The organism is Streptacidiphilus jiangxiensis, from assembly GCF_900109465.1.
Taxonomy (GTDB): domain Bacteria; phylum Actinomycetota; class Actinomycetes; order Streptomycetales; family Streptomycetaceae; genus Streptacidiphilus; species Streptacidiphilus jiangxiensis.
The window spans coordinates 142,664-162,406 of sequence record NZ_FOAZ01000012.1; the positions used below are offsets into that span (position 1 = coordinate 142,664).

Annotated in this window: 18 protein-coding genes; 5 read left to right on the plus strand and 13 right to left on the minus strand. The window is 73.8% G+C overall.

Annotation, left to right across the window (positions count from 1 at the left end):
• Positions 1–228: 228 nt before the first annotated feature.
• From BMY61_RS23095 to yczE, 6 genes are all read right to left on the minus strand, one after another.
• Entirely contained in the window at positions 229–966 is a 738-nt protein-coding gene (locus BMY61_RS23095; protein ID WP_042456279.1) for a methyltransferase domain-containing protein, read from the minus strand.
• A gap of 70 nt (positions 967–1,036) precedes the next feature.
• Positions 1,037–4,456 (minus strand): DNA polymerase III subunit alpha, encoded by a 3,420-nt coding sequence (locus tag BMY61_RS23100; RefSeq protein ID WP_042456276.1) that lies wholly within the window; start codon positions 4,454–4,456, stop codon positions 1,037–1,039.
• Between the two features lie 80 nt (positions 4,457–4,536).
• The gene (locus tag BMY61_RS23105; RefSeq protein ID WP_425314699.1) at positions 4,537–5,103 is read right to left on the minus strand and encodes an SAV_6107 family HEPN domain-containing protein; all 567 of its coding nucleotides are present in this window, start codon (positions 5,101–5,103) and stop codon (positions 4,537–4,539) included.
• 33 nt (positions 5,104–5,136) lie between these two features.
• Positions 5,137–5,442, minus strand: coding sequence for a DUF6504 family protein (locus BMY61_RS23110; protein ID WP_042369211.1), 306 nt, complete (start codon positions 5,440–5,442; stop codon positions 5,137–5,139).
• A 158-nt stretch (positions 5,443–5,600) separates the two neighbouring features.
• Positions 5,601–6,296, minus strand: coding sequence for a class I SAM-dependent methyltransferase (locus BMY61_RS23115; RefSeq protein WP_075004027.1), 696 nt, complete (start codon positions 6,294–6,296; stop codon positions 5,601–5,603).
• Positions 6,199–6,924, minus strand: coding sequence for a membrane protein YczE (gene yczE, locus BMY61_RS44295; RefSeq protein WP_236656581.1), 726 nt, complete (start codon positions 6,922–6,924; stop codon positions 6,199–6,201). The genes BMY61_RS23115 and yczE overlap by 98 nt, the downstream gene beginning before the upstream one ends.
• Positions 6,925–6,986: 62 nt before the next feature.
• On the opposite strand from yczE, the gene yczR reads away from it, so the two are divergent.
• Both yczR and BMY61_RS23130 read left to right on the plus strand, forming a co-directional pair.
• On the plus strand, positions 6,987–8,480 hold the full coding sequence (yczR, locus tag BMY61_RS23125; protein WP_042456272.1) for a MocR-like transcription factor YczR: 1,494 nt from the start codon (positions 6,987–6,989) through the stop codon (positions 8,478–8,480).
• Between the two features lie 421 nt (positions 8,481–8,901).
• Positions 8,902–9,510 carry a DUF4126 domain-containing protein gene (locus tag BMY61_RS23130; RefSeq protein WP_042456269.1) on the plus strand — a complete coding sequence of 203 codons (609 nt, stop codon included), beginning with the start codon at positions 8,902–8,904 and terminating at the stop codon, positions 9,508–9,510.
• Here the strand turns inward: BMY61_RS23130 and BMY61_RS23135 are convergent.
• Positions 9,498–10,952, minus strand: a complete 1,455-nt coding sequence (locus BMY61_RS23135) for an MFS transporter (RefSeq protein WP_042456267.1) — start codon at positions 10,950–10,952, stop codon at positions 9,498–9,500. The two genes, BMY61_RS23130 and BMY61_RS23135, sit on opposite strands and share 13 nt — an antisense overlap.
• 150 nt (positions 10,953–11,102) lie before the next feature.
• Between BMY61_RS23135 and BMY61_RS23140 the strand changes: the two genes are divergently transcribed.
• Positions 11,103–11,678 (plus strand): TetR/AcrR family transcriptional regulator, encoded by a 576-nt coding sequence (locus BMY61_RS23140; protein WP_042456264.1) that lies wholly within the window; start codon positions 11,103–11,105, stop codon positions 11,676–11,678.
• On the opposite strand, the gene BMY61_RS23145 is transcribed toward BMY61_RS23140, so the two are convergent.
• A complete protein-coding gene (locus BMY61_RS23145; RefSeq protein WP_042456260.1) occupies positions 11,665–11,850 on the minus strand; it encodes a hypothetical protein in 186 nt (61 codons plus the stop codon). The genes BMY61_RS23140 and BMY61_RS23145 overlap by 14 nt on opposite strands.
• Positions 11,851–11,928: 78 nt before the next feature.
• On the opposite strand from BMY61_RS23145, the gene BMY61_RS23150 reads away from it, so the two are divergent.
• The gene (locus BMY61_RS23150) at positions 11,929–13,368 is read left to right on the plus strand and encodes a phytoene desaturase family protein (RefSeq protein WP_042456258.1); all 1,440 of its coding nucleotides are present in this window, start codon (positions 11,929–11,931) and stop codon (positions 13,366–13,368) included.
• Positions 13,369–13,381: 13 nt separating this feature from the next.
• Here the strand turns inward: BMY61_RS23150 and BMY61_RS46405 are convergent, their stop codons facing one another.
• Entirely contained in the window at positions 13,382–14,176 is a 795-nt protein-coding gene (locus BMY61_RS46405) for a hypothetical protein (protein WP_161791334.1), read from the minus strand.
• A 57-nt stretch (positions 14,177–14,233) separates the two neighbouring features.
• Complete coding sequence (gene metF / locus BMY61_RS23160) at positions 14,234–15,151, minus strand: methylenetetrahydrofolate reductase [NAD(P)H] (protein WP_042456255.1); 918 nt, start codon at positions 15,149–15,151, stop codon at positions 14,234–14,236.
• A gap of 156 nt (positions 15,152–15,307) precedes the next feature.
• On the opposite strand from metF, the gene BMY61_RS23165 reads away from it, so the two are divergent.
• The gene (locus BMY61_RS23165) at positions 15,308–16,573 is read left to right on the plus strand and encodes a polyprenyl synthetase family protein (RefSeq protein WP_042456254.1); all 1,266 of its coding nucleotides are present in this window, start codon (positions 15,308–15,310) and stop codon (positions 16,571–16,573) included.
• Between the two features lie 31 nt (positions 16,574–16,604).
• Here the strand turns inward: BMY61_RS23165 and BMY61_RS23170 are convergent, their stop codons facing one another.
• The 3 genes from BMY61_RS23170 to BMY61_RS23180 form a co-directional block, all read right to left on the minus strand.
• Positions 16,605–18,536: a hypothetical protein gene (locus BMY61_RS23170; protein WP_052439275.1), complete on the minus strand. Its 1,932-nt coding sequence runs from the start codon at positions 18,534–18,536 to the stop codon at positions 16,605–16,607.
• A gap of 182 nt (positions 18,537–18,718) precedes the next feature.
• The gene (gene thiE, locus BMY61_RS23175) at positions 18,719–19,366 is read right to left on the minus strand and encodes a thiamine phosphate synthase (protein WP_042456251.1); all 648 of its coding nucleotides are present in this window, start codon (positions 19,364–19,366) and stop codon (positions 18,719–18,721) included.
• A complete protein-coding gene (locus tag BMY61_RS23180; RefSeq protein WP_042456250.1) occupies positions 19,363–19,728 on the minus strand; it encodes an Rv2175c family DNA-binding protein in 366 nt (121 codons plus the stop codon). The genes thiE and BMY61_RS23180 overlap by 4 nt, the downstream gene beginning before the upstream one ends.
• Positions 19,729–19,743 lie beyond the last annotated feature (15 nt).

Here is a 19,743-nt window from a genome sequence, read left to right on the forward strand (position 1 = left end):
GAGCGATCGCTCCCGCAGGAAGCTGCGCTACCCAGGGGCGCGAGGCTGTGCCGATCTGCGGCTCCGCCGCGCGGGCGCGCCAAGCCCGCAGATCCGCTCCCACAGGAAACTGCACCACCCAGGGGCGCGAGGAACTGCGCGACAAGCCACCCACGCAGGTAGAGCCCCGAACGCGCAGGGCCATCCGCACGTCGGTGGTTTCTCGCGCAGTTCCCCGCGCCCCTGATTTCAGCTGAGCTCGGCGAGAACGTGCAGCTGGGTTGCCACCGCGTGGAAGGACGGGTCAGCGGACGCGGCCTGTTCCAGAGCGAGGAGCGACTCCAGCGCGCCCGGCTCCGTGTCGACCAGGACGCCCGGGACGAGGTCGGCGAAAATGCGGACGCCGTGGACGGACAGGACCGAGAGGCCCGCGCCGTCGGCCAGCTCCTGGAGCTCGCCGCCCGTGAAACGGCGCGGCGCGTCGGCCTTCTGGATGCCGGAGAGCGCCGCGCGGGCCTCCGCGAAGTGGCCCGAGAGGGCGCGGGCCAGGACCGCGCCGTTGCGGTTGGCAGCGAGCAGGCTGACCAGACCGCCCGGCCGCAGCACGGCCGTGAGCTCGCGCAGCGACTCCGCGGGGTCGTCGACGAACTCCAGGACGCCGTGGCAGAGCACCGCGTCCATGCTGCCGCCGGCAACCTGCTGGGCGAGGGTGTCGGTGTCACCCTGTATGGCGCGGATCTGGCCGGTGACACCGGCCTCCGCCGCGCGCCGTTCCAGGGCGAAGAGAGCGTCGGGGCTGGGGTCGACGACGGTGACGCGGTGGCCGAGGCTCGCGACGGGGACGGCGAAGTTGCCGGTGCCGCCACCCGTGTCGAGCACGTCGAGGACGGGGCGTCCGAGAGCCTCCGCCTGCCGGTCCAGCGCCGCGCGCAGGACCTCCCACACCACGGCGGTCCGCAACGCGCTACGGGGACGGGTCGGGTGCACGGAGCAGCTCCTCGGGTCGAATGGCCTGACCGACAGGCCCACCCTATTGCCTTCCGCCGCTGCTGGGGGCTCACCCGGGGCTCCCCGGGCTGGTGTGCCAGAGCTTGCGCGGGGCGTCCGCCGCGGGCACGCCGGGCGGCTTGAGGTCGGCGTAGGGGGACATCCGGAACCCGCTCGGGTGGACCATCACCCTCCGCGCCGGCGCCTCCTCCTGCTCGGGCACGACGGCCAGCACGGCCCGCACCGCGTCCACGCCCTGCGCGCGCCACAGCTCGTGCAGCGCCGTCAGCTCCCACGCGGCCGTCGCGGTCAACGAGACGCCGCGCGGGCCGGTGCGGCGGACGACGCCGCGGACCAGCAGCAGCCAGGAGTGGAAGACGGTGGAGGCGTAGTGCTGCTGCGCGTCCTCGAACATGGCGAAGTCCAGGGGTCCGCTCGCGTCGTCCAGGGTCGCGAAGACGACGCGGACGCCGGTGCGCACCGGCGGGGTCTGCGTGGCGACCTTGACCCCGGCGATCAGGATCTCGCTCCGGTTGCGCTGCCGCAGCAGCTCGCTTGCGCGCACCACGCCCAGCTCGGCGAGGAACGGCAGGTAGGGGCTGAGCAGATGGGCGCTGTGGTCCAGCCCCAGCGCCTCGATCTCGCCGCGGATCACATCCGTGTCGGTCGGCACCGGCAGCGCTGTCGGGCCGGTCTCCCGCTCCTCCGCCAACTCCAACTGGGACGGCAGCGGCCGCCGCGGCCCCTTCGGCTTGGGGTCGGTCGCGGCGTGCAGCAGCAGGTCCCGCCGGGTGAGGCCCGGGTGCAGCGTGTCCAGCGCTCCCGCCAGCACCAGGTTCTCCAGGGTCGGCTGGTCCGGCTCGGCGCGGCGGCGGAGGTCGGGCAGGCTCGCGTAGGGCGCGCCCTCGCGCTCGCGCACGATGCGGGCGATCTCGGCGTCACTGATGCCCTTGACGTCCGCGAGACCGATCCGCAGCGCGTCGCGCCCGTCCGGCGTCCGCTCCAGTGTGTAGTCGGCGACGGAGTCGTTGACGCTGGGCGGCAGCACCGGGACGCCGAACTGGCGGGCGTCGTCGAGGATCAGCCGCTTGGGGTACATGCCCGGGTCGTGGGTGAGCAGCCCGGCGTAGAAGGCGGCCGGGTGGTGGGTCTTCAGCCAGGCGGACTGGTAGGTGGGCAGCGCGAAGGCACCCGCGTGGGCCTTGCAGAAACCGAAGGAGGCGAAGGCCTTGAGGATCTCCCAGACCCGCTCGACCACCGGCCGCGGATAGCCGCGCTTGTCGGCGGCGAGGCAGAACCAGTCGCCGATCGCCTGCTGGCCCTTGATCGTGCCGAGCACCCGCCGCGCCTGGTCGGCCCGGTCGTAGCCGCAGCCCGTCATCGTGGCGATGATCCGGATCACCTGCTCGTGGAAGACGACCACGCCCTCGGTCTCGGCGAGGATCCCGCGCAGGTCCTCGTGGACGAAGACCGGGTCGGCCCAGCCGTGGCGGGCGTTGAGGAAGGGAGTGACCATGTCGCTCTTGACCGGGCCCGGCCGGAACAGCGAGATGTCGATGATCAGGTCGCCGAAGGTCTGCGGCGCGAACTTGCCGATCAGCTCCCGCTGGCCGGGCGACTCGATCTGGAAGCAGCCGAGCGTCCGGGTGGAGCGGATCAGCTCGAAGGTCTCCTCGTCGTCCAGCGGCACCGCGTCCAGGTCGATCCGCTCGCCGCGCACCCGCTCGGTCTCACTCAGCGCGTGGGCCATCGCCGACTGCATCCGCACGCCGAGCACGTCCAGCTTGAGCAGGCCGATGGCCTCGACGTCGTCCTTGTCGTACTGGCTCATCGGGTAGCCCTGGGCGCTCGTCTCGACCGGGGTGCGGTCGCGCAGACGGCGGTCGGAGAGCAGCACGCCGCTGGGGTGCAGGGCGATGTGGCGGGGCAGGCCGTCGAGCTTCTCGACGATGTCGAACAGGGCGGTGAAGACGCCCTCCTCCAGCCGGGAGTGCCGCAGTTCGGGCAGGTCGCGCATGGCCGCCCGCGCGTCGCGGGCGCGGATGTGCGGGAACGCCTTGGCCACGGCGTCGATCTCGGCGGGCGGCAGGCCGAGCGCCGCGCCCGCGTCACGGACGGCGTGGCGGACCCGGTAGGTCTCCAGCATCGCCACGCACAGCGTCCGGTCGGAGCCGAAGCGGTCCAGGATCAGGTCGTAGACCTCGGTGCGGCGGGCGGACTCGACGTCGACGTCGATGTCGGGGAGCGAGAGGCGCTTCTCGGAGAGGAAACGCTCCATCAGCAGCCCGTGCTCGAGCGGCTCGACGCCGGAGATGCCGAGCAGGTGGTTGACCAGGCTGCCCGCGCCGGAGCCGCGCGCCGCGCAGCGGATGCCGGCGGCGCGGGTGAGGTCGACGACCTCGGCGACGGTGAGGAAGTAGGGCTCGTAGCCGAGCTTGTTGATCAGCGCGAGCTCCTGCTCCAGCCGACCGGTGACCTTCTCGCTCGGACGCCCGTAGCGGCGGGTGGCACCCGCCTCGCAGCGGGCGCGCAGCTCGCGGATCGCGCCCTCGCGGGTGGTGCCGAGCACGCTGGGCTCGGGCATGTGCATGGAGCCGAGGCCGATGTCGTGGCCCTGGGGGTCGAGCAGGCAGCGCTCGGCGATCCGGCGGGTCTGCGCGAGCAGTTCGCGGGCCTCGGCGGCGGTGTCGCACAGGTCGTGGGCGAGCGCCGCCATCTCCGGACCGGATTTCAGGTACCCCTCGGCGTTGACCCGGTCGCGGGAGCTCAGCTCCAGCGGGACCAGGCGACGGGAGGCGTCCAGCACGTCGGCGACGGGCGCGTCCTCGGGCGCGAGGTAGCGGGCGGCGTTGGTCAGCACGGCCGGGACGCCGGCCTCGCGGGCCAGACGCAGCAGTCGCTGGGCGACGCCGCGTGAGGCGGGGTGGCCGGGCGGCGCGAGGTGGTGCACCACCTCGATCACCACGGCCTCCCCGCACAGGGTGCGCCAGCGCAGCAGCTCGGTCCTGGCCTCGGCCATCCGCCCGGCGGCGGCCGCGCGCCCGACGGCGGAGCCGGGCCCGAGCAGCACGTAGAGCCGGTCGGCGGCGGCCGCGACCTGCTGCGCGGCCAGCACCGGACGGGCCCTGCGCTCGACGTCCTCCCCGTGCGCGGCGCTGACCAGGCGGCACAGCGCGGCATAGCCGGCCCGTCCGCCCCGGGCCAGCACGACCGCGCGCGGCGGCCGCGCGGCGTCGGCGGCGGCGCGGTCCAGGCCCTCGGCCCCGGACTCGCAGGCGAGGTCGGCGCCGAGGACGGGCGCGATGCCCGCCTTGACGCAGGCCTGCACGAAGCGGACCGCGCCGTAGAGGCCGTCCCGGTCGGTCAGGGCGAGCGCCCGCATGCCGAACGAGGCGGCGTGCTCGGCGAGGGCCGCGGGCGTCGCGGTGCCGTAGCGCAGCGAGTAGCTGGAGGCCGTGTGCAGATGCACGAAGGAGTCCGTGGGGCTCATCTCGTGTGCTCCCTCTGGGCGTTCTGGGCTCAAGGCGTTGTGGGCCCCTCCCGCTCCCGCCGGCTGTCTGCTTCTCCTGCTCACCCCGTACGGGGCATCCCCTCCTCCCCGCTGCGGGCCTGCGGCACCGTGTTCGCCGCGCCCGCGCCGCGGGCGATCAGCCGCTGCACCATCCGCAGGAAGAGCGCGGTGTTGCGGATCAGGTCGTCCGCGTCGCGGGCGCTGGCGGCGGAGGCGATCCCGGCCTCCGCCGCGGCCCGCTTGGGCGCGCCGGCCGCGTAGTAGAGCGCCCACTCCGCGAGCTCCGGCGCGACCTCGGGCAGGACCTCCCAGGCGCTGCGGATCCGCTTGCGCCCCCGCGGGTTCTCCTCCGGCCGCCCGCGCAGCGCGAGCACGGCGGCGGAGGCGCGCAGGGCCGCGAGGTGGGCGGCCGCGTACCGCTCCAACGGGCCCTCCAGCTCGCGCGCCTCGGCCAGCCCGCGCTGTGCCTGCGCGAGCAGGTCCACCGCGGCGGGCGGGGCGCCGGCGCGGCGCAGCACCGGATGGATGTCCGACGCCGGGCGGTAGGGCATGCCCGACCCGCCCGTTGCACTCGGCAGGGGCAACTGCAGCACCTGCGCCTGTGGCTTGTCCGTGGTCTCCCTCATGACGTACGCCCTCCCGGTCAGTCCGTAGCCGTATCAGTCAGTCGTTCGAGTGAGGGTCCAGCGGTCGGCGCCGCGGTCGAAGGTGAGGTCGTAGACGCCGGGGGCGAAGCAGCGGCCGGGGCTGGCCTCGACCCGCCACACCTCCCGCTCCGTCCGGTCCAGCGCCTGCCCGGCGATCCGCGTGGCGTGGGCCGAGCGGACCTCCTCCCACCAGGCGCCGCTCTCCTTCCAGTGCCCGAGCACCTCGCGCACCGCGTACACCTTGTCGTGCCAGAGGAAGTGGGTGGGCAAGCCCGTACCGCCGCGCACCTCGATCAGGTCCGCACGCCTCCTGCTCATCGCGTCCTCCTCCTTGCGACCTCGTTCGAACTTTCGTTCGAACATCTCCAGAGTAACCCGACCGGGCCCTCGTTCGCCATGCTCCACCGCACCACTGACAAAGCCGGGCGGACGGCCACTGACGTGGTCGTCCGCCCGGCTTCCGGGGTCTGGTGCGGTTACCCGACGGGCAGCGCCCTGACCCAGACGTGGTCCGGCGTGAGGTAGGCGTCCAGAGCCAGGCCCGCCTCGGCGAGAACCTGTTCGAACGCGGCGTCCGGGAGGTGGCGGGTCCGGAAGAACTGGCTCCACTCGGCATCGGGGAAGAGGTAGTCGACCCGGTTGGCGCGCAGACCCGGCTCGATCTCCTCGGAGGAGGCGATCCGCATCCGGCCGACGCCGTCGCGCATCACGCCCTCGCGCGGGACCACGTCGTAGAAGCCCTCCCCCTCGCGCTGGAAGAGGACCACCCCGTCCGCGGCGACGTGCCGCAGGCAGGTCGCCAGCAGGCCCGCGCGCACGGCCAGGTCACCGGTGTTGATCAGGAAGGAGCCCAGCAGCACCACGTCGAACCGCTCGCCCAGGTCCAGCTTCTCGATGGAGGAGAGCACCGTCCGCGCGCCGCGCACGTGCGCCAGCATCTCCGGACTCTCGTCCACCGCCGTGACCGCGAAGCCGCGCTCCACCAACGGGTGGGTCACCCGACCGACGCCGCAGCCCAGTTCGAGGATGTTCGCGCCCGGACGCGGCGCCTGGCCGGCGACCACGTCCGGCTCCTCACCCACGAGCAGTCTCGTGTACAGCTCCACCGCGCACCCGTCCGGCGTGATCGCGCCCGGCCCCGTCCCGCTGTGCCCCACTCGAATCGTTCGCATGGGGAACAGTCAACAGCGGCAGGAAGAACTGCACCAGGGGACCGATCGCCAGCGCGTAGGCGACCGTCCCGACGCCGACCTGACCGCCCATCAGCCAGCCGACCACCAGCACCGAGAGCTCGATCACGGTGCGCACCAGGCGCAGCGAGCCGCCGGTGCGACGGGCGAAACCCGTCATCAGACCGTCGCGCGGGCCCGGACCGAAGCGGGCGCCGATGTAGAGGCCGCCCGCGAGACCGTTGGCGAGGATGCCGCCGGCCAGCATCGCCGCCCGCACGGGCAGGCCGTGCAGGGTGGGCAGCAGCGCGAGGCCCGCGTCCACGGTGAGGCCGATGACGAAGACGTTGCTGATCGTGCCGAGCCCGGGCCGCTGCCGCAGCGGGATCCAGAGCAGCAGCACCGCCGCGCCGATGATCATCGACACGGTGCCGTAGGAGAGCGGCACATGCCGGTCGATCCCCTGGTTGAGGACGTCCCACGGAGCGAGCCCCAGCGACGCCCGGAGCATCATCGCCATGCTGAAGCCGTACAGCGCGAGGCCCAGATAGAGCTGGACCAGACGGCGTGCGAGGACCACGGTGGCCCCTCCCTCCTCGGTTGCTTCTTGCCTTTCGGCGGCCGTTGGCATCACTCTGGAGGAGATTGGACTGCCCTTCCATAGCCAATTTCCGAGAAGTGGACTGACCGACCATGCCACCCTCTTCCCGTGCGGCCATGGGCGCCGCCCAGCTCGACCGCGCCCTCGGCGACTGGCAGCGTGCCGACGCCGGACCCGCCTACCGCGCCCTCGCCGGTGGCCTGCGCACGCTGGTCCTGGACGGGCGGGTACCGGTGGAGACCCGACTGCCCGCCGAGCGGGAGCTGTCCACCACCCTCGGCGTGAGCCGCACCACCGTGGCGGCCGCCTACGAGCTGCTGCGCACCGAGGGCTTCCTCTCCAGCCGCCGGGGGGCGGGCAGTTGGACGGCCCTGCCGGCCGGGCGGCCGATGCCCGCGGGCGGCCTCTCGCCGCACACGGCCGGCGTCGTGCCGGGCCCGGGAGAGGTGATCGACCTCGGCGTCGCCGCCATGTCCGCCCCGGAGCCGTGGCTGACCGACGCGATGACGGCCGCCGTCGCCGAGCTGCCCGCCTGGACCCGCACCCACGGCGACTTCCCGGCCGGGCTCACCCCGGTGCGGCAGGCCGTCGCCGACAGCTACACCGCCCGAGGCCTGCCCACCGGCCCGGAACAGATCATGATCACCACCGGCGCGGCGGGCGGCCTCTCCCTGCTCCTGCGCCAGCTGCTCGGCCCGGCGGAGCGCGTGGCGGTGGAGTCCCCCAGCTACGCCAACGCGCTGCAGGCCATGCGCTTCGCGGGCGGCCGGGCGGTCCCGGTCCCACTGCTGCGGGAGGGCTGGGACCTGGACGCCTGGGCCCGCACCCTGCGTGACGCCGCGCCACGCCTGGCCTACCTGATCCCCGACTTCCAGAACCCCACCGGCCTGCTGATGTCCGAGGACGAGCGCCGCGCCCTGGTCGCCGCCGCCCGCTCCACCGGCACGCTGCTCGTCGCCGACGAGACCATGGTCGAGATGTGCCTCGATCCGGACCTGGCCACCCGCATGCCCCGCCCGCTGGCCGCGTTCGACCGCGGCGGCAGCGTGGTGACGCTCGGCTCGGCCGGCAAGACCTTCTGGGGCGGCCTGCGGATCGGCTGGATCCGGGCCGCTCCCGAGCTGATCCGCCGCCTGGCCACGGACCGGGCCAGCCTGGACGTCTCCTCACCGGTGGTCGAGCAGCTGGCGGTGCGCCACCTGCTCTCGCCCGAAGTGCTGCCCGAGGTCCTGGCGCACCAGCGCGCCCGGGTCCGCGTCCAGCGCGACGCACTGGTGGAGGCGGTCCGGGAGCTGCTGCCCGGGTGGACCTTCCGGCTGCCGCAGGGCGGTCTGTCGCTCTGGGTCCGGAACGACGCCGGCCTGTCCGGCAGCGCGCTGGCGACGACGGCGGAACGGCACGGCGTCTGGATCGGCTCGGGGCCGCGCTTCGGCGTGGACGGGGTGCTGGAACGGTTCGTCCGGCTCCCGTTCTCCCAGCCGCCCGAGGTCTCCCGCGAGGCGGTCCGTCGGCTGGCCACCGCGGCCGCCGCACTGACCGGCGCGGAGCCGGTCACCGGCCCGGCCGCCGAGGTCCCGCTGCTCTGACGGCCGCCTCCCGCGCACGCACGCCGGGAAACGGCAGAGCGGCGCCCCCGCCGGACGAGCCCCCACTCGCCGGCGGCGCGGACGCCGCTCCTCCCCCGTCTCCCCCGGGCCCCCGTACTCCCCCCAGTGCCGAGGCACGCACGTGCTCCCCACCGGTCCGGCACCTGCTCCGCCGCCCCGTGTCGGCGGTGCAGTGCCGGGCCCCGGGTGAGCCGGCGCCTTGCCGCCCCGGCCCTTCCCGGTGCCCACTACTTTGCCGTCGTCGCAGGTCGGGAACCATCCGCCGGGGTACTCAACCCGTTCGGACCACCAGCTGAGTACGCGTACCTAGAGATCTTGGGAGAATGCCCCGCGGCCCGCTGCGCCCGTCCGCGTAGGCTGTCCCCGCTCAACGACGCATCGACATCCGGGGGATTTCCACGTGAGCCTGCTTCCGCTCGTCTTCACCAGCGGCTGGGCCAGCGGCATCAACGCCTACGCCGTGGTCCTGCTGATGGGCCTGTTCGGCCGCTACGACGGGGTGACCGCCGTGCCGCCGGCCCTGGAGCGGACCGACGTGCTGATCGTCGCGGGGGTGCTCTTCCTGATCGAGGCCGTCGCGGACAAGATCCCCTACGTCGACTCGCTGTGGGACCTCGTCCACACCGTGATCCGTCCGATCGCGGGCGCCGTCGTGGCCGCGCTGCTCGCCGGCCACGCCCACGACTCGCTGACCACGCTGGCCGCAGCAGCGATCGGCGGCGGCACCGCGCTGGTCAGCCACCTGATCAAGGCCGGCGTCCGGATGGGCGTGAACACCTCCCCCGAACCCTTCAGCAACATCGCCGTCAGTCTCACCGAGGACCTCGGGGTCGCCGGGCTGGTCACCCTCGCACTGTTCCACCCGGTGCCCGCCGCGATCATCGCGGGCTGCCTGCTGGTGGGCGGCGTCGCACTGGTGCTGTTCACGCTCTCCCGCATCCGGCGCTTCTGGCAGCGCCGCAAGGAGCGCCGCGCCGCCCGCGCCCTGCGGACCGCTCAGGCGGCCTGACCCGGCCGCGGCGGCCGGACGAAGAGCGCCAGGATCAGGAACGAGCCGACCGCCAGCCCCAGCGAGCAGGTCATCGCGAGCGAGACCCCGTGGGCGAGCGTCGCGTGCAGGCCCGCCACACCCGGGAGGGTGGAGGGGTGACTGGTGGCGCGGGTGAAGGCGGTGATGCCCACGGCGGTGCCGAGCGAGCCGCCCGCCTGCTGCATGGTCTGCAGCGTGCCGGACGCCGCGCCGGCCTCCTGCGGCTTGACGCTGCTGAGAATGGTCAGGCTCAGCGGCACCATCGTGAACCCGGCACCCAGGCCGAACAGCAGCAGCGAGGGCAGCACACCGGTCGCGTAGGAGGTGTGCGCGTCGACCCGGGTGAGCAGTGCCATGCCCGCGATCAGCAGCAGCGGAGCGCCGAGCAGGAAGGGCCGCGCGCCGAACCTCGGGACCAGGCGCGGGGCCAGGCGCGCCCCGGCGAAGATCGGCACCGCGAGGGGCAGGAAGCCGAAGCCCGCCCGCATCGGCGACATGCCGAGCCCGGTCTGCAGGTACTGGGTGACGAAGAAGAACATGCCGAACATCCCGGCCGCGAGCAGCGCCATGGCCGCGTAGCCGCCTGACCGGACCTTGTCCGTCAGCAGCGAGAGCGGCAGCAGCGGCTGGGCGACGCGCCGCTCGACCAGCACGAAGACGGTCAGCAGCACCGCGGCGCCGGCGAAGCAGGCCAGCGTCAGGGTGTCGCCCCAGCCGACCGTGGCGGCGCGGATGAAGCCGTAGACGAGGCCGACCATGCCGCCGGTCGCCGTGGCGGCCCCGGCCAGGTCGAGCCGTCCGGCGTGCCGCTCGGGCTCCTGGATCACCCGCGGCGCCAGCACCGTCACCAGGACGCCGAAGGGCACGTTGATGAACATGACCCAGCGCCAGGAGAGCCAGGAGGTCAGCAGCCCGCCGAGGATCAGCCCGACGGTCGCGCCGCCCGCGGACATCGCGGAGAAGAGGCCGATGGCCCGGGCCCGTTCGACCGGGTCACGGAAGGTGCTGACGATCAGCGCCAACGTGCTGGGCGCCGCGACGGCCGCGCCGACGCCCTGGGCCATGCGCGAGAGCAGCAGCTCGGTCGGGTTCGTGGCCAGGCCACCGACCAGCGAGGCGAGCGTGAACAGCGCGATCCCCCAGGCCAGCAGGCGCCGCCGCCCGAAGATGTCGCCGGCCCGGCCGCCGAGCAGGAGCAGGCCGCCGAAGGTCAGCGAGTAGATGTTCATGACCCAGCTCAGCCCGGCCGAGGAGAAGCCGAGGGCGTGCTGGATGCCCGGCAGGGCGATGGTGACGACGGTGGCGTCCAGGATCACCATCAGCTGGCAGGCGAGGATCACGGCGAGCGCCAGCCGCTGTCGTCGCTGTTGCGGCGGCGAGTCGACCGGGGATTCGGCACGGGTTCTGCTGGAAGAAGACACAGAAGACACAAGGGTGTTCTCGGACATGGCTCCGCCCTGGAGTGCATGGAGAATGGATGCGAAGATAGGCAGGGAACGCAAACGGAGGTATCCTCCGGTTCCGGGAACAACGATACGGAGACTGTCTCCGTTTAGCAAGGGATCGAGGAGATGACGGCCGAGACGCGCGCTCCGCGCCCCATGCGTGCCGACGCGCGCCGCAACTACGAGAAGCTCGTGGCCGTCGCGACCGAGTCCTTCCTCGCCAACGGCCCCGAGGCCTCACTCGACGAGATCGCCAAGCGCGCCGGCGTCGGTCCGGGCACCCTCTACCGGCACTTCCCCAACCGGGAGGCCCTGCTCGACGCGGTCTGCGTGCAGTGGGCCGACTCCGTCGCCGCCGACGCGGCCCCCCTGCTGTCCGCGGAGGACCCGACCGCGGCGCTGAGCGAGTGGCTGGTCCGGCTCGTCGACCACGTCGGCGCGTTCAAGGGCCTCGCCTCGGCCCTGCTGCTCAGCAGCGAACGCAAGCACGACACCGCCTGGGTGCTGCACCACACCTCGGAGGAGCTGGTGGAGCGCGCCAAGGCGGCCGGCGGCATCCGCCCCGACGTCACCACCTCCGAGCTGATGCAGCTCACCAGCGGCATCACCTACGCCTGCAGCAACGCCAAGCAGTCGGGAAAGACCGTCAGCGCGCCGGAGCGGCTGATCGGCCTGATCATGGACGGCGTCAGGACCCGCTGAGGTCGCCGTCGGCGGGCTTGCGCGACAGCGCCGCGACGGCGGCGGCCAGCGCCAGCGTCGCCTCCACCTGCGCCACCTGCACGTGGTACTCGCGGGTGTGCGTCAGGCTCGACGCCCGTGACTCCGCCAGGGCCCGGAACGCCAGCTGCTCGTGGTACTCGAAGTCCGCCATGCACCGCATCCTAAGGGCCGCAGCTCAGGACCCCCTCCAGCGCCTCGGGGCACCCGCCGGCGCATAGGATCGGTGCCCATGGCAAGGATCGTGGTCATCGGCGCAGGAATGGGCGGGCTCGCCGCCGCGGCACGGCTGGCGACGGTCGGCCACAAGGTCACCCTGTGCGAGGCCGCGCCGACCCACGGCGGGATGCTCGGGTGGTACGAGCGCGACGGCTTCCGATTCGACACCGGCCCGACCCTGCTCACCCTCCCCGCCGTCTACCGCGACCTGATGCTGAAGACCGGCCGCACCCGACTGGAGGACGAGGTCGAGCTGCGCTCCGTCGACCCCGGCAGCGCGCACCTGCTGCCGGACGGCACCCGCGTCACCCTCGCCAACGCCTCGCTCGCCCGGGTCGAGAGCGCCCTCGGCGCCGCGCTCGGCGCGGACGCGGGCGTGCGCTGGGCCGCGATGCTGGAACGCGGCCGCGGCGTCTGGGAGGCGACCCGCCGCCCGCTGCTGGAGGAGCCGCTCCCCGACGACCCGTCACCGCTGCACCGCGACCCGTACGTTCCCGCGCGCCGCGGTCTGCTCGCCCGCGCCCCGCGCACCCTCGCCGACGTCGCCCGCCGCGAACTGCGTGACGCCCGGCTGACCGCACTGCTGGACGAGTACGCCCTGCGCTTCGGCCTCGACCCCGAGCGGGTGCCCGCCTCACTGACCTGGCTGCCGTACATGGAGCAGAGCTTCGGTGTCTGGTACGTCACCGGCGGCCTGCGGGCGCTGGCGGACGCGGTGCTGCGGCGCTGCCAGGCGCGCCGCGTCGACCTGCGCTTCGGCACCCGCGTGGAGCAGGTGGTCACGGGAGGCAGCCTCGGCGAGGAGCGCGCGACCGGCGTGCTGCTGGCCGACGGGAGCGTCCTCGACGCCGACGTCGTGATCGACAACCGCGCCCCCACCGGTGTCACGGGTGCGCCCGGCCGGTTCACGCTGCTGCTCGCGCTGCGCGGTGAGCGCCCGGACGGCGTCCCGCACCGGACCGTCGTCCACGCGCCCGACCGCGCCGACGAGCTCGACGCGCTCTTCGGACGCGCCCCGCGCCCGTGCGAGCAGCCCACGCTGCAACTGCTCCGCCCCGACGACGCGACCCTCGCCCCGGCCGGCCACGAGGCCGCTGTGGTCACCGTCACCGTGCCGCCGCAGGGGCCCGTGGACTGGACCGACCCCGCCCGCGTCTCCGCCTACGCCGACGCCGTCCTGACCCACGCCCTCCGGGCCGCACCCGAGCTGGGCGACCGGCTGCTGTGGCGGCACGCCCGCACCCCGGCGGACACCGCGGCCGAGACGGGCGCGCCCGGCGGCTCCGTCCCGCCGCCCTCCCTGCCCGGCGCGGACGGCGCGTTCCTCGCCCCGCCCAACACGGACGCCCTGCCGGGCCTCTTCCACGTCGGCGGCGGCACCCACCCGGGCGGCGGACTGGCCCGCGTCGGCATGTCGGCGACGGTCGTCGCCGGCCTGGTCGGCACGCCCTGAGGCGGCGAAGGGATCAGCCCTGCGGGTGCTGGGTGTAGTACCCGGCCTGCTCGTAGTCGTAGCCCTCGTGCCCGGACTGCTGCGGCTGCTCGTACGTCCCGTACGGCTGCTGCGGCTGCTCGTAGGCGGCGGCGTACTGCTGCTGGTACTCGGGGTACTGCTGGTACTGCGGCGCGTACGACTGCTCGTACTGCTGCTCGTACTGTGGCTCGTACGACTGCTGGTACGGCGCGTACTCCTGGTACTGCTGCTGGTACGGCTGCGCGTAGGGGTCGCCGTACGGGACGGCCTGCGGATCGGCGTAGGCGACCTGCTGCTCGGCGGTGTAGGCGTAGTACGCCGCCTGCTGCTGCTCCTGCTCGGGCTGGGTGTAGTACACGCTGTCGCCCTGGTGGACCGCCGTCGCCTCCACGGCCTGGGGCAGCGGCTCCGGCGCCTGCTCGGCCACGCGTTCCGGCTGCGGCGTCGGCTCCGGACGGGCCGCGCGCGAGCGGCCCTCGGGGGCGGGCGCGGACTCCTCCGCGCCGAAGAGGCGGCCGACGACGGGCACGCTCTCGGGCGCGACCAGCGACCAGTGCGACGCCCCGGCGGACCGCTTCACCGCCCGGGTGGCCAGGGCCTGCCCGGCGCCGAAGGCGACCACGCCGGCACCGATCAGCGGCAGCGACCGCTGCGCCACGCCGGCGACCAGGACCAGGAAGCCGACCAGCGCCAGCGCACGCCAGTGCAACGGCGCCCGGCGCTGCAGCAGCAGCTCGCCGAGCAGCCACAGGGCGACCACCGCGAACGCGGCGTACAGGAGCGTCACCTCGGGCACCACCTCTCGAACGGTGGAGGACACCGTACCCGTTCGCGGTGGGCGCGTTCAGCCCTGCGGGGTAAGACCCAGGTTCTGGTAGATCTCCGAGGTCACCGTCGAGAAGTTCATCGTCATGAAGTGCAGCCCCGGCGTGCCCTCGTCGAGCAGGCGGCGGCACATGTCCGTCGCGTACTCGATGCCGATCGCCCGGACCGCCGCCGGGTCGTCCGCGTGGGCGAGCATCCGGTCGCGCAGCTGCGGCGGGAACCACGCCGTCGACAGCGTCGGGATCCGGTCCAGTGACCGGATGCTGGTCACCGGCATGATCTCCGGGATGATCGGCACCTCGCAGCCGGCCGCGGCCACGCGGTCGCGGAAGCGCAGGTAGAGGTCGACGTCGAAGAACATCTGGGTGATTGCGTAGTCCGCGCCCGCCCGGATCTTCTGCACGAAGTGGTGGATGTCCTCGTCCCAGTCCGTGGACCGCGGGTGCCGCTCGGGGAAGGCCGCGACGCCGACGCAGAAGTCGCCGGACTCCTTGATCAGCCCCACCAGCTCCGAGGCGTAGTTCACACCCTTCGGATGCGCCACCCACTCGCCCAGCGGGTCGCCCGGCGGGTCGCCGCGCAGCGCCAGCACGTTGCGCACGCCCTGGTCGGCGTAGCAGCCGAGGATGTTGCGCAGCTCGGCCACGGTGTGGTCGACCGCCGTCAGGTGCGCGACGGGCGTCAGCGTCGTCTCGGCGGCGATCCGGCCGGTGATGTTGATGGTGCGGCCACGGGTCGAGCCGCCGGCACCGTAGGTCACGCAGACGAAGGTCGGCGCGAGCGACTCCAGCCGGCGGATCGCCGTCCACAGCCCCGCCTCCGCCTGCGGCGAGCGCGGCGGCATGAACTCGAAGGAGTAGGACTTGGCCCCGGACGCCAGAAGGTCGCGGATCGACACGGCGCGGTCCGGGCGGGTGCTGGGAGTTCCGAGAGCCATGCTCGAAGGTTATCCGCGATCCGGACACTCCTTGAAACACCTGTCCGCTCCTTGGGACGGGACGCCGGGAGCGGCCACGCGAGGCGGCTGCCCCGTCCGGAGGGACGGGAGTCGCTCGCGTTACGCTGTTGGTCCCCGTACCAGTCGGAGTCCCCGGTGTCGCTCGCTCAGTCCGCCCCCGCGCCCGTCGTCGGCAACCCCGTCGACGCGGAGTGGCTGCGAACCCGGGTCGACGGCGCGCTGGACACCTTCCTCGCCGACCAGGAGCGGACCCTGCTGGCGATCTCGCCGCAGCTGGCCCCCGTCTGCGGCACGGTCCGCGACTTCCTGCTGGACGGCGGGAGCGAGCCGAAGGGCGCGCCGATGCCGCAACGACGAGGGCCAAGCGAGACTGGGACCACCTGCGACTCCGCCGCGCGGGCGCAGCGCCTGAGGAGCGAAGGCATCGGGCCAGGAGCGCACGGAGGCGAGCGACCAACAGGCCGCAAACGCCTGCGGGCGGCGTTCTGCTACTGGGGGTGGCGCGGCGCGGGGGGTGCGGCGGACGAGCCCGGTGCGGTGGCCGCGGCGGCGGCGCTGGAGCTGCTCCAGGCCAGCGCGCTCGTGCACGACGACCTCATGGACCACAGCGACACCCGGCGCGGCCTGCCCTCGGTGCACCGCCGCTTCGAGTCCCTCCACCGCGGCTCCGGCTGGCGCGGCGACGCCGCGCAGTTCGGCAGCGCCAGCGCGGTGCTGGTCGGTGACCTGCTGCTGGTCTGGTGCGACGCGCTCTTCTCCGACAGCGGCCTGCCCCGCGACGCCGTGCGCCGCGCCAAGCCGCTGCTCGACCTGATGCGCACCGAGGTGATGGCGGGCCAGTACCTCGACATGCTGGAACCCGCCGCGAACTGGCCCGACTCCGGGCAGGGCGCGGTGGACCGCGCCCGCACGGTGATCGAGTACAAGTCCGCGAAGTACACCGTGCAGCGCCCGCTCCAGCTCGGCGGCCTGCTCGCGGACGCCTGCGCCGACCTCACCGAGGCCTACGGCGCGTTCGGCCTGCCGCTGGGCGAGGCCTTCCAGCTCCGCGACGACCTGCTCGGCGTCTACGGCGACCCCGCCGTCACCGGCAAGCCGGCCGGGGACGACCTGCGCGAGGGCAAGCGGACCCTGCTGGTCGCCGAGACCCTCGCCTCCTGCGGGGCCGCGGATGCCCGCATGCTGGACGACCTGCTGGGCTCCCCCGAGCTCGACGCGGACGGCGTCGAGCGGCTGCGCGCGATCATCACCCGGAGCGGCGCCCCGCGCCGCATCGAGCAGCGGATCAAGGTCCTGCGCGAGGCCGCGCTGACGGCGCTGGACTGCGCGCCGATCCGCGAGCCGAGGGCCCGCGAGATCCTGACCCGCCTCGCCGACGCCGCGACCGCCCGCCGCCACTGACCCCGTCCGCTGCCCCGGTCCGCGCCGGGCCTCAGGGCCGCTGCGGCGGCCCGGCCAGCGGGGTGCGCACCGGCGCGGCCAGGCCCACGAAGACCACCAGCTCGTGCCCGCCGGGGTTGGTCTGAATCGGCACCGTCCGCCAGTTGTTGGTCAGCCAGACGTTGCCCGACGGGTCGATCTGCACGCCGGTGTTCCGGACCAGCCCGTCGCTGCCGTAGCCGGTCGCGGCCGGGGAGATCGGCTGCCCCGTCCGGTAGCCCGGCGGGCAGGAGGCCACCCGGGCGCCGCACAGCTCCGCGAGCCGCTGCCCGCCGAAGTTCGCCACCCAGACGTGGTCGTCCCCGTCGACCGCCACGCCCCACGGCAGCACCAGCCCGCCGTTGGTGAACGGCGCGGGTTCCGTCGTCCCGTCCGGCCGGATCATCACCACACCCGGTCGCCGCCCGCCGACGGGGGGCTTGCCCAGCGCCGCGGCCAGGTCCGCCGTGGTGCCGCCCTCGCAGGGCACCGGCAGGACCTGGTCGTCCGCGACCCACAGGTTGCCCTCGCTGTCGGAGGCGATGCCGAGCGGCCGGTGCAGGCCCGGCGGGGTCACCGTCCGCAGCGGCCGACCGTCCGGCGCGAGCTCCACCACGTTGTCGCTGCCGTTGCCGGTCACCCAGGCCCGGCCCCACGGGTCGATCGCGATGTCGAACGGCTTGACCAGACCGGTACCGCCGAGCGCCAGGTGGCGCGCCGCCGCCGGATGCCCGTCCGGGATGCGGGTGACACTGCGGTTCCCGCAGTTCGCGATCCAGATGTTCCCCGACCGGTCGGCCACGGTCCCCTGCGGCTGGCTGATGCCGCCGAAGCGCCAGCCCGTCGCGGGCGAGAGCGCCCGCCCGTCCGCGGCGAACTCGGAGACGGAGCGGTCGTGGCGGCTCGCGTCCACCGGGCAGCCCCTGCCCTGGAAGCCGAAGTTGGACACCCAGGAACGCCCCGCCCGGTCGACCGCGATGCCGAAACCGGCCCCGTAGAGCCCTCCACCCGGGTAGGGCGCGCCGGGCAGGTCGGATCCGGTGGGCGACAGCGCGAGCGCCGTGCGCCCGCCGCAGACGGGCCGCAGCGGGTTCGACGCGAACGGGTAGTTGTTGCTCACCCAGGCGTTGCCTGCGGCGTCGAAGGCGATGTTGCCCGGTCCGTTGACCTCGTGGCCGTTGCCGTCGTACCGCAGGGCCAGCGTCCAGGCGTCCGGCGCGGCGCCGAGGGCCGGCCGGTACACCGGCTCGGTCCGGGCCAACGCGAACAGCGCGGCCACCTGGTGGCCGGGCGTGCGCGCGATGTCGGCGACGGCCTGGAAGCTGTCCGCGGGACGCGCCTGGCCGGGCGGCTGGGCGAGCCGCAGCAGGGCGTCGCAGTCGTGACCGCGCGCGCAGGTCGCGAGCAGGTCCGCGAGGGTGTTGAACGCGGCCAGGGTCGAGGTCTGCGACCCGTTCGGCGGCGCGGCGAGCAGCGGCGCGATGCCGCCGGTCCGGACGTCGGCGAGGTTGTGCGAGATCGCTGCGGCGTTCGGCAGCCCCGGGCTCGGGCCCGCGACCTCGCTGTCGCGCGTGAACTGCGCGAAGGCGTACGCCGCGGCAACGGTGGTCCGCTCGTTCACCACGACGTCGGACCCGTCGCCCAGCGTGGCTGCGAACCGCAGTCCGGCTCCGCCGTCGGCGGTCAGGTACAGCACCGCGCCGCGATCGGCGGGCGGGCGGTAGTCCAGCCGGAACCGTCCGTCCGCCCCCGTGCAGGCGCGGGCCAGCACCCGCGGGTGCGCGGTCCCGGCCTCCAGCAGCGTCACCTGCATCCCTGGCAACGGCGTCGCACCACTGCGGACGACACCGTCCTGCACGGCCTCGCGCGGAGCGCCGGCGGCTCCGCCGGCTGCGAGGCAGGCCAGGAGCGTGGAAACCAGGACGAGCTGACGGCGACGGCGCATGACCGCACTGTCACCCCTCCCGTCACGGGCCCCGGGACGGCACACGCTCGCTGGGAGGAATATCAGCCGGTTGCACTACCCAGGGGCGCGGGGAACTGCGCGAGCAACCACCGGCGTGCGGATGGTCCCCCGGCAACAGGTCCATCCGCGCAGATTGGCTTGTCGCGCAGTTCCTCGCGCCCCTAAAGAGCCTCCCGGACCCGGCGCGCAAGCGACTGCGCCGCTGCGAAGGGGTCCTTCGCCCGGGTCAGGGCCCGGACGACGACGATGCGGCGTGCGCCCGCGTCCAGGACCGCGTCGAGGTTGGCTTCCTCGATGCCGCCGATCGCGAACCACGGCCGGTCCGTGGCCTGCTTGGCCGCGTACTCCACCAGGCCCAGGCCGGGGGCGTGGCGCCCGGGCTTGGTCGGGGTGGGCCAGACAGGGCCGGTGCAGAAGTAGTCCACGCCGGGCTCGGTCAGCGCGACGTCCACCTCGGACTCGGCATGGCAACTGCGGCCGATGATCACGTCGTCACCGAGGATCGCGCGGGCGACCGGGACGGGGAGGTCGTCCTGGCCGAGGTGCAGCACGTCGGGGCGGGCGCCGAAGGCGACGTCCGCACGGTCGTTGACGGACAGCAGGCGGCCGTGGCGGCGGCAGGCGTCGGCGAGGACCTCCAGCGCGGCGAGCTCCTGCCGGGCCTCCAGGCCCTTGTCGCGGAGCTGGACGATGTCCACACCGCCGGCGAGGACCGCGTCGAGGAACTCGGCGAGGTCGCCCTGCTCACGGCGGGCGTCCGTGCACAGGTAGAGCCGGGCGTCGGCGAGCGCGGCGCGCGCGCTGCTCACAGGGCCATCGCCTGGGCGCGGCGCTTGACCTCCGTGCCGCGGTTCTCGCTCAGCGCCTGGATGGGCGTGCCGGGCAGGGAGGGGTCATCGGTGAAGAGCCACTCCAGGGACTCCTCCTTGGTGAACCCGCAGTCCTTGAGCACGGTCAGGGTGCCGACGACGCCCTTGACGGGTCCGTCCTCGGCGATGAACGCGGCCGGGACCATCAGGATCTTGTTCTCGCCACGACGCACCGCCGGAAGCGTGCCGTCGTTGACCATGTCGCGGATCTTGGTGATCGCGACCCCCCACTTCTCGGAGATGTCGGGGAGGTACATCCACTCCGGAACCAGGGCGTCGATCTTGGCATCAATCTCACTCACGTCAACAGACTGCCA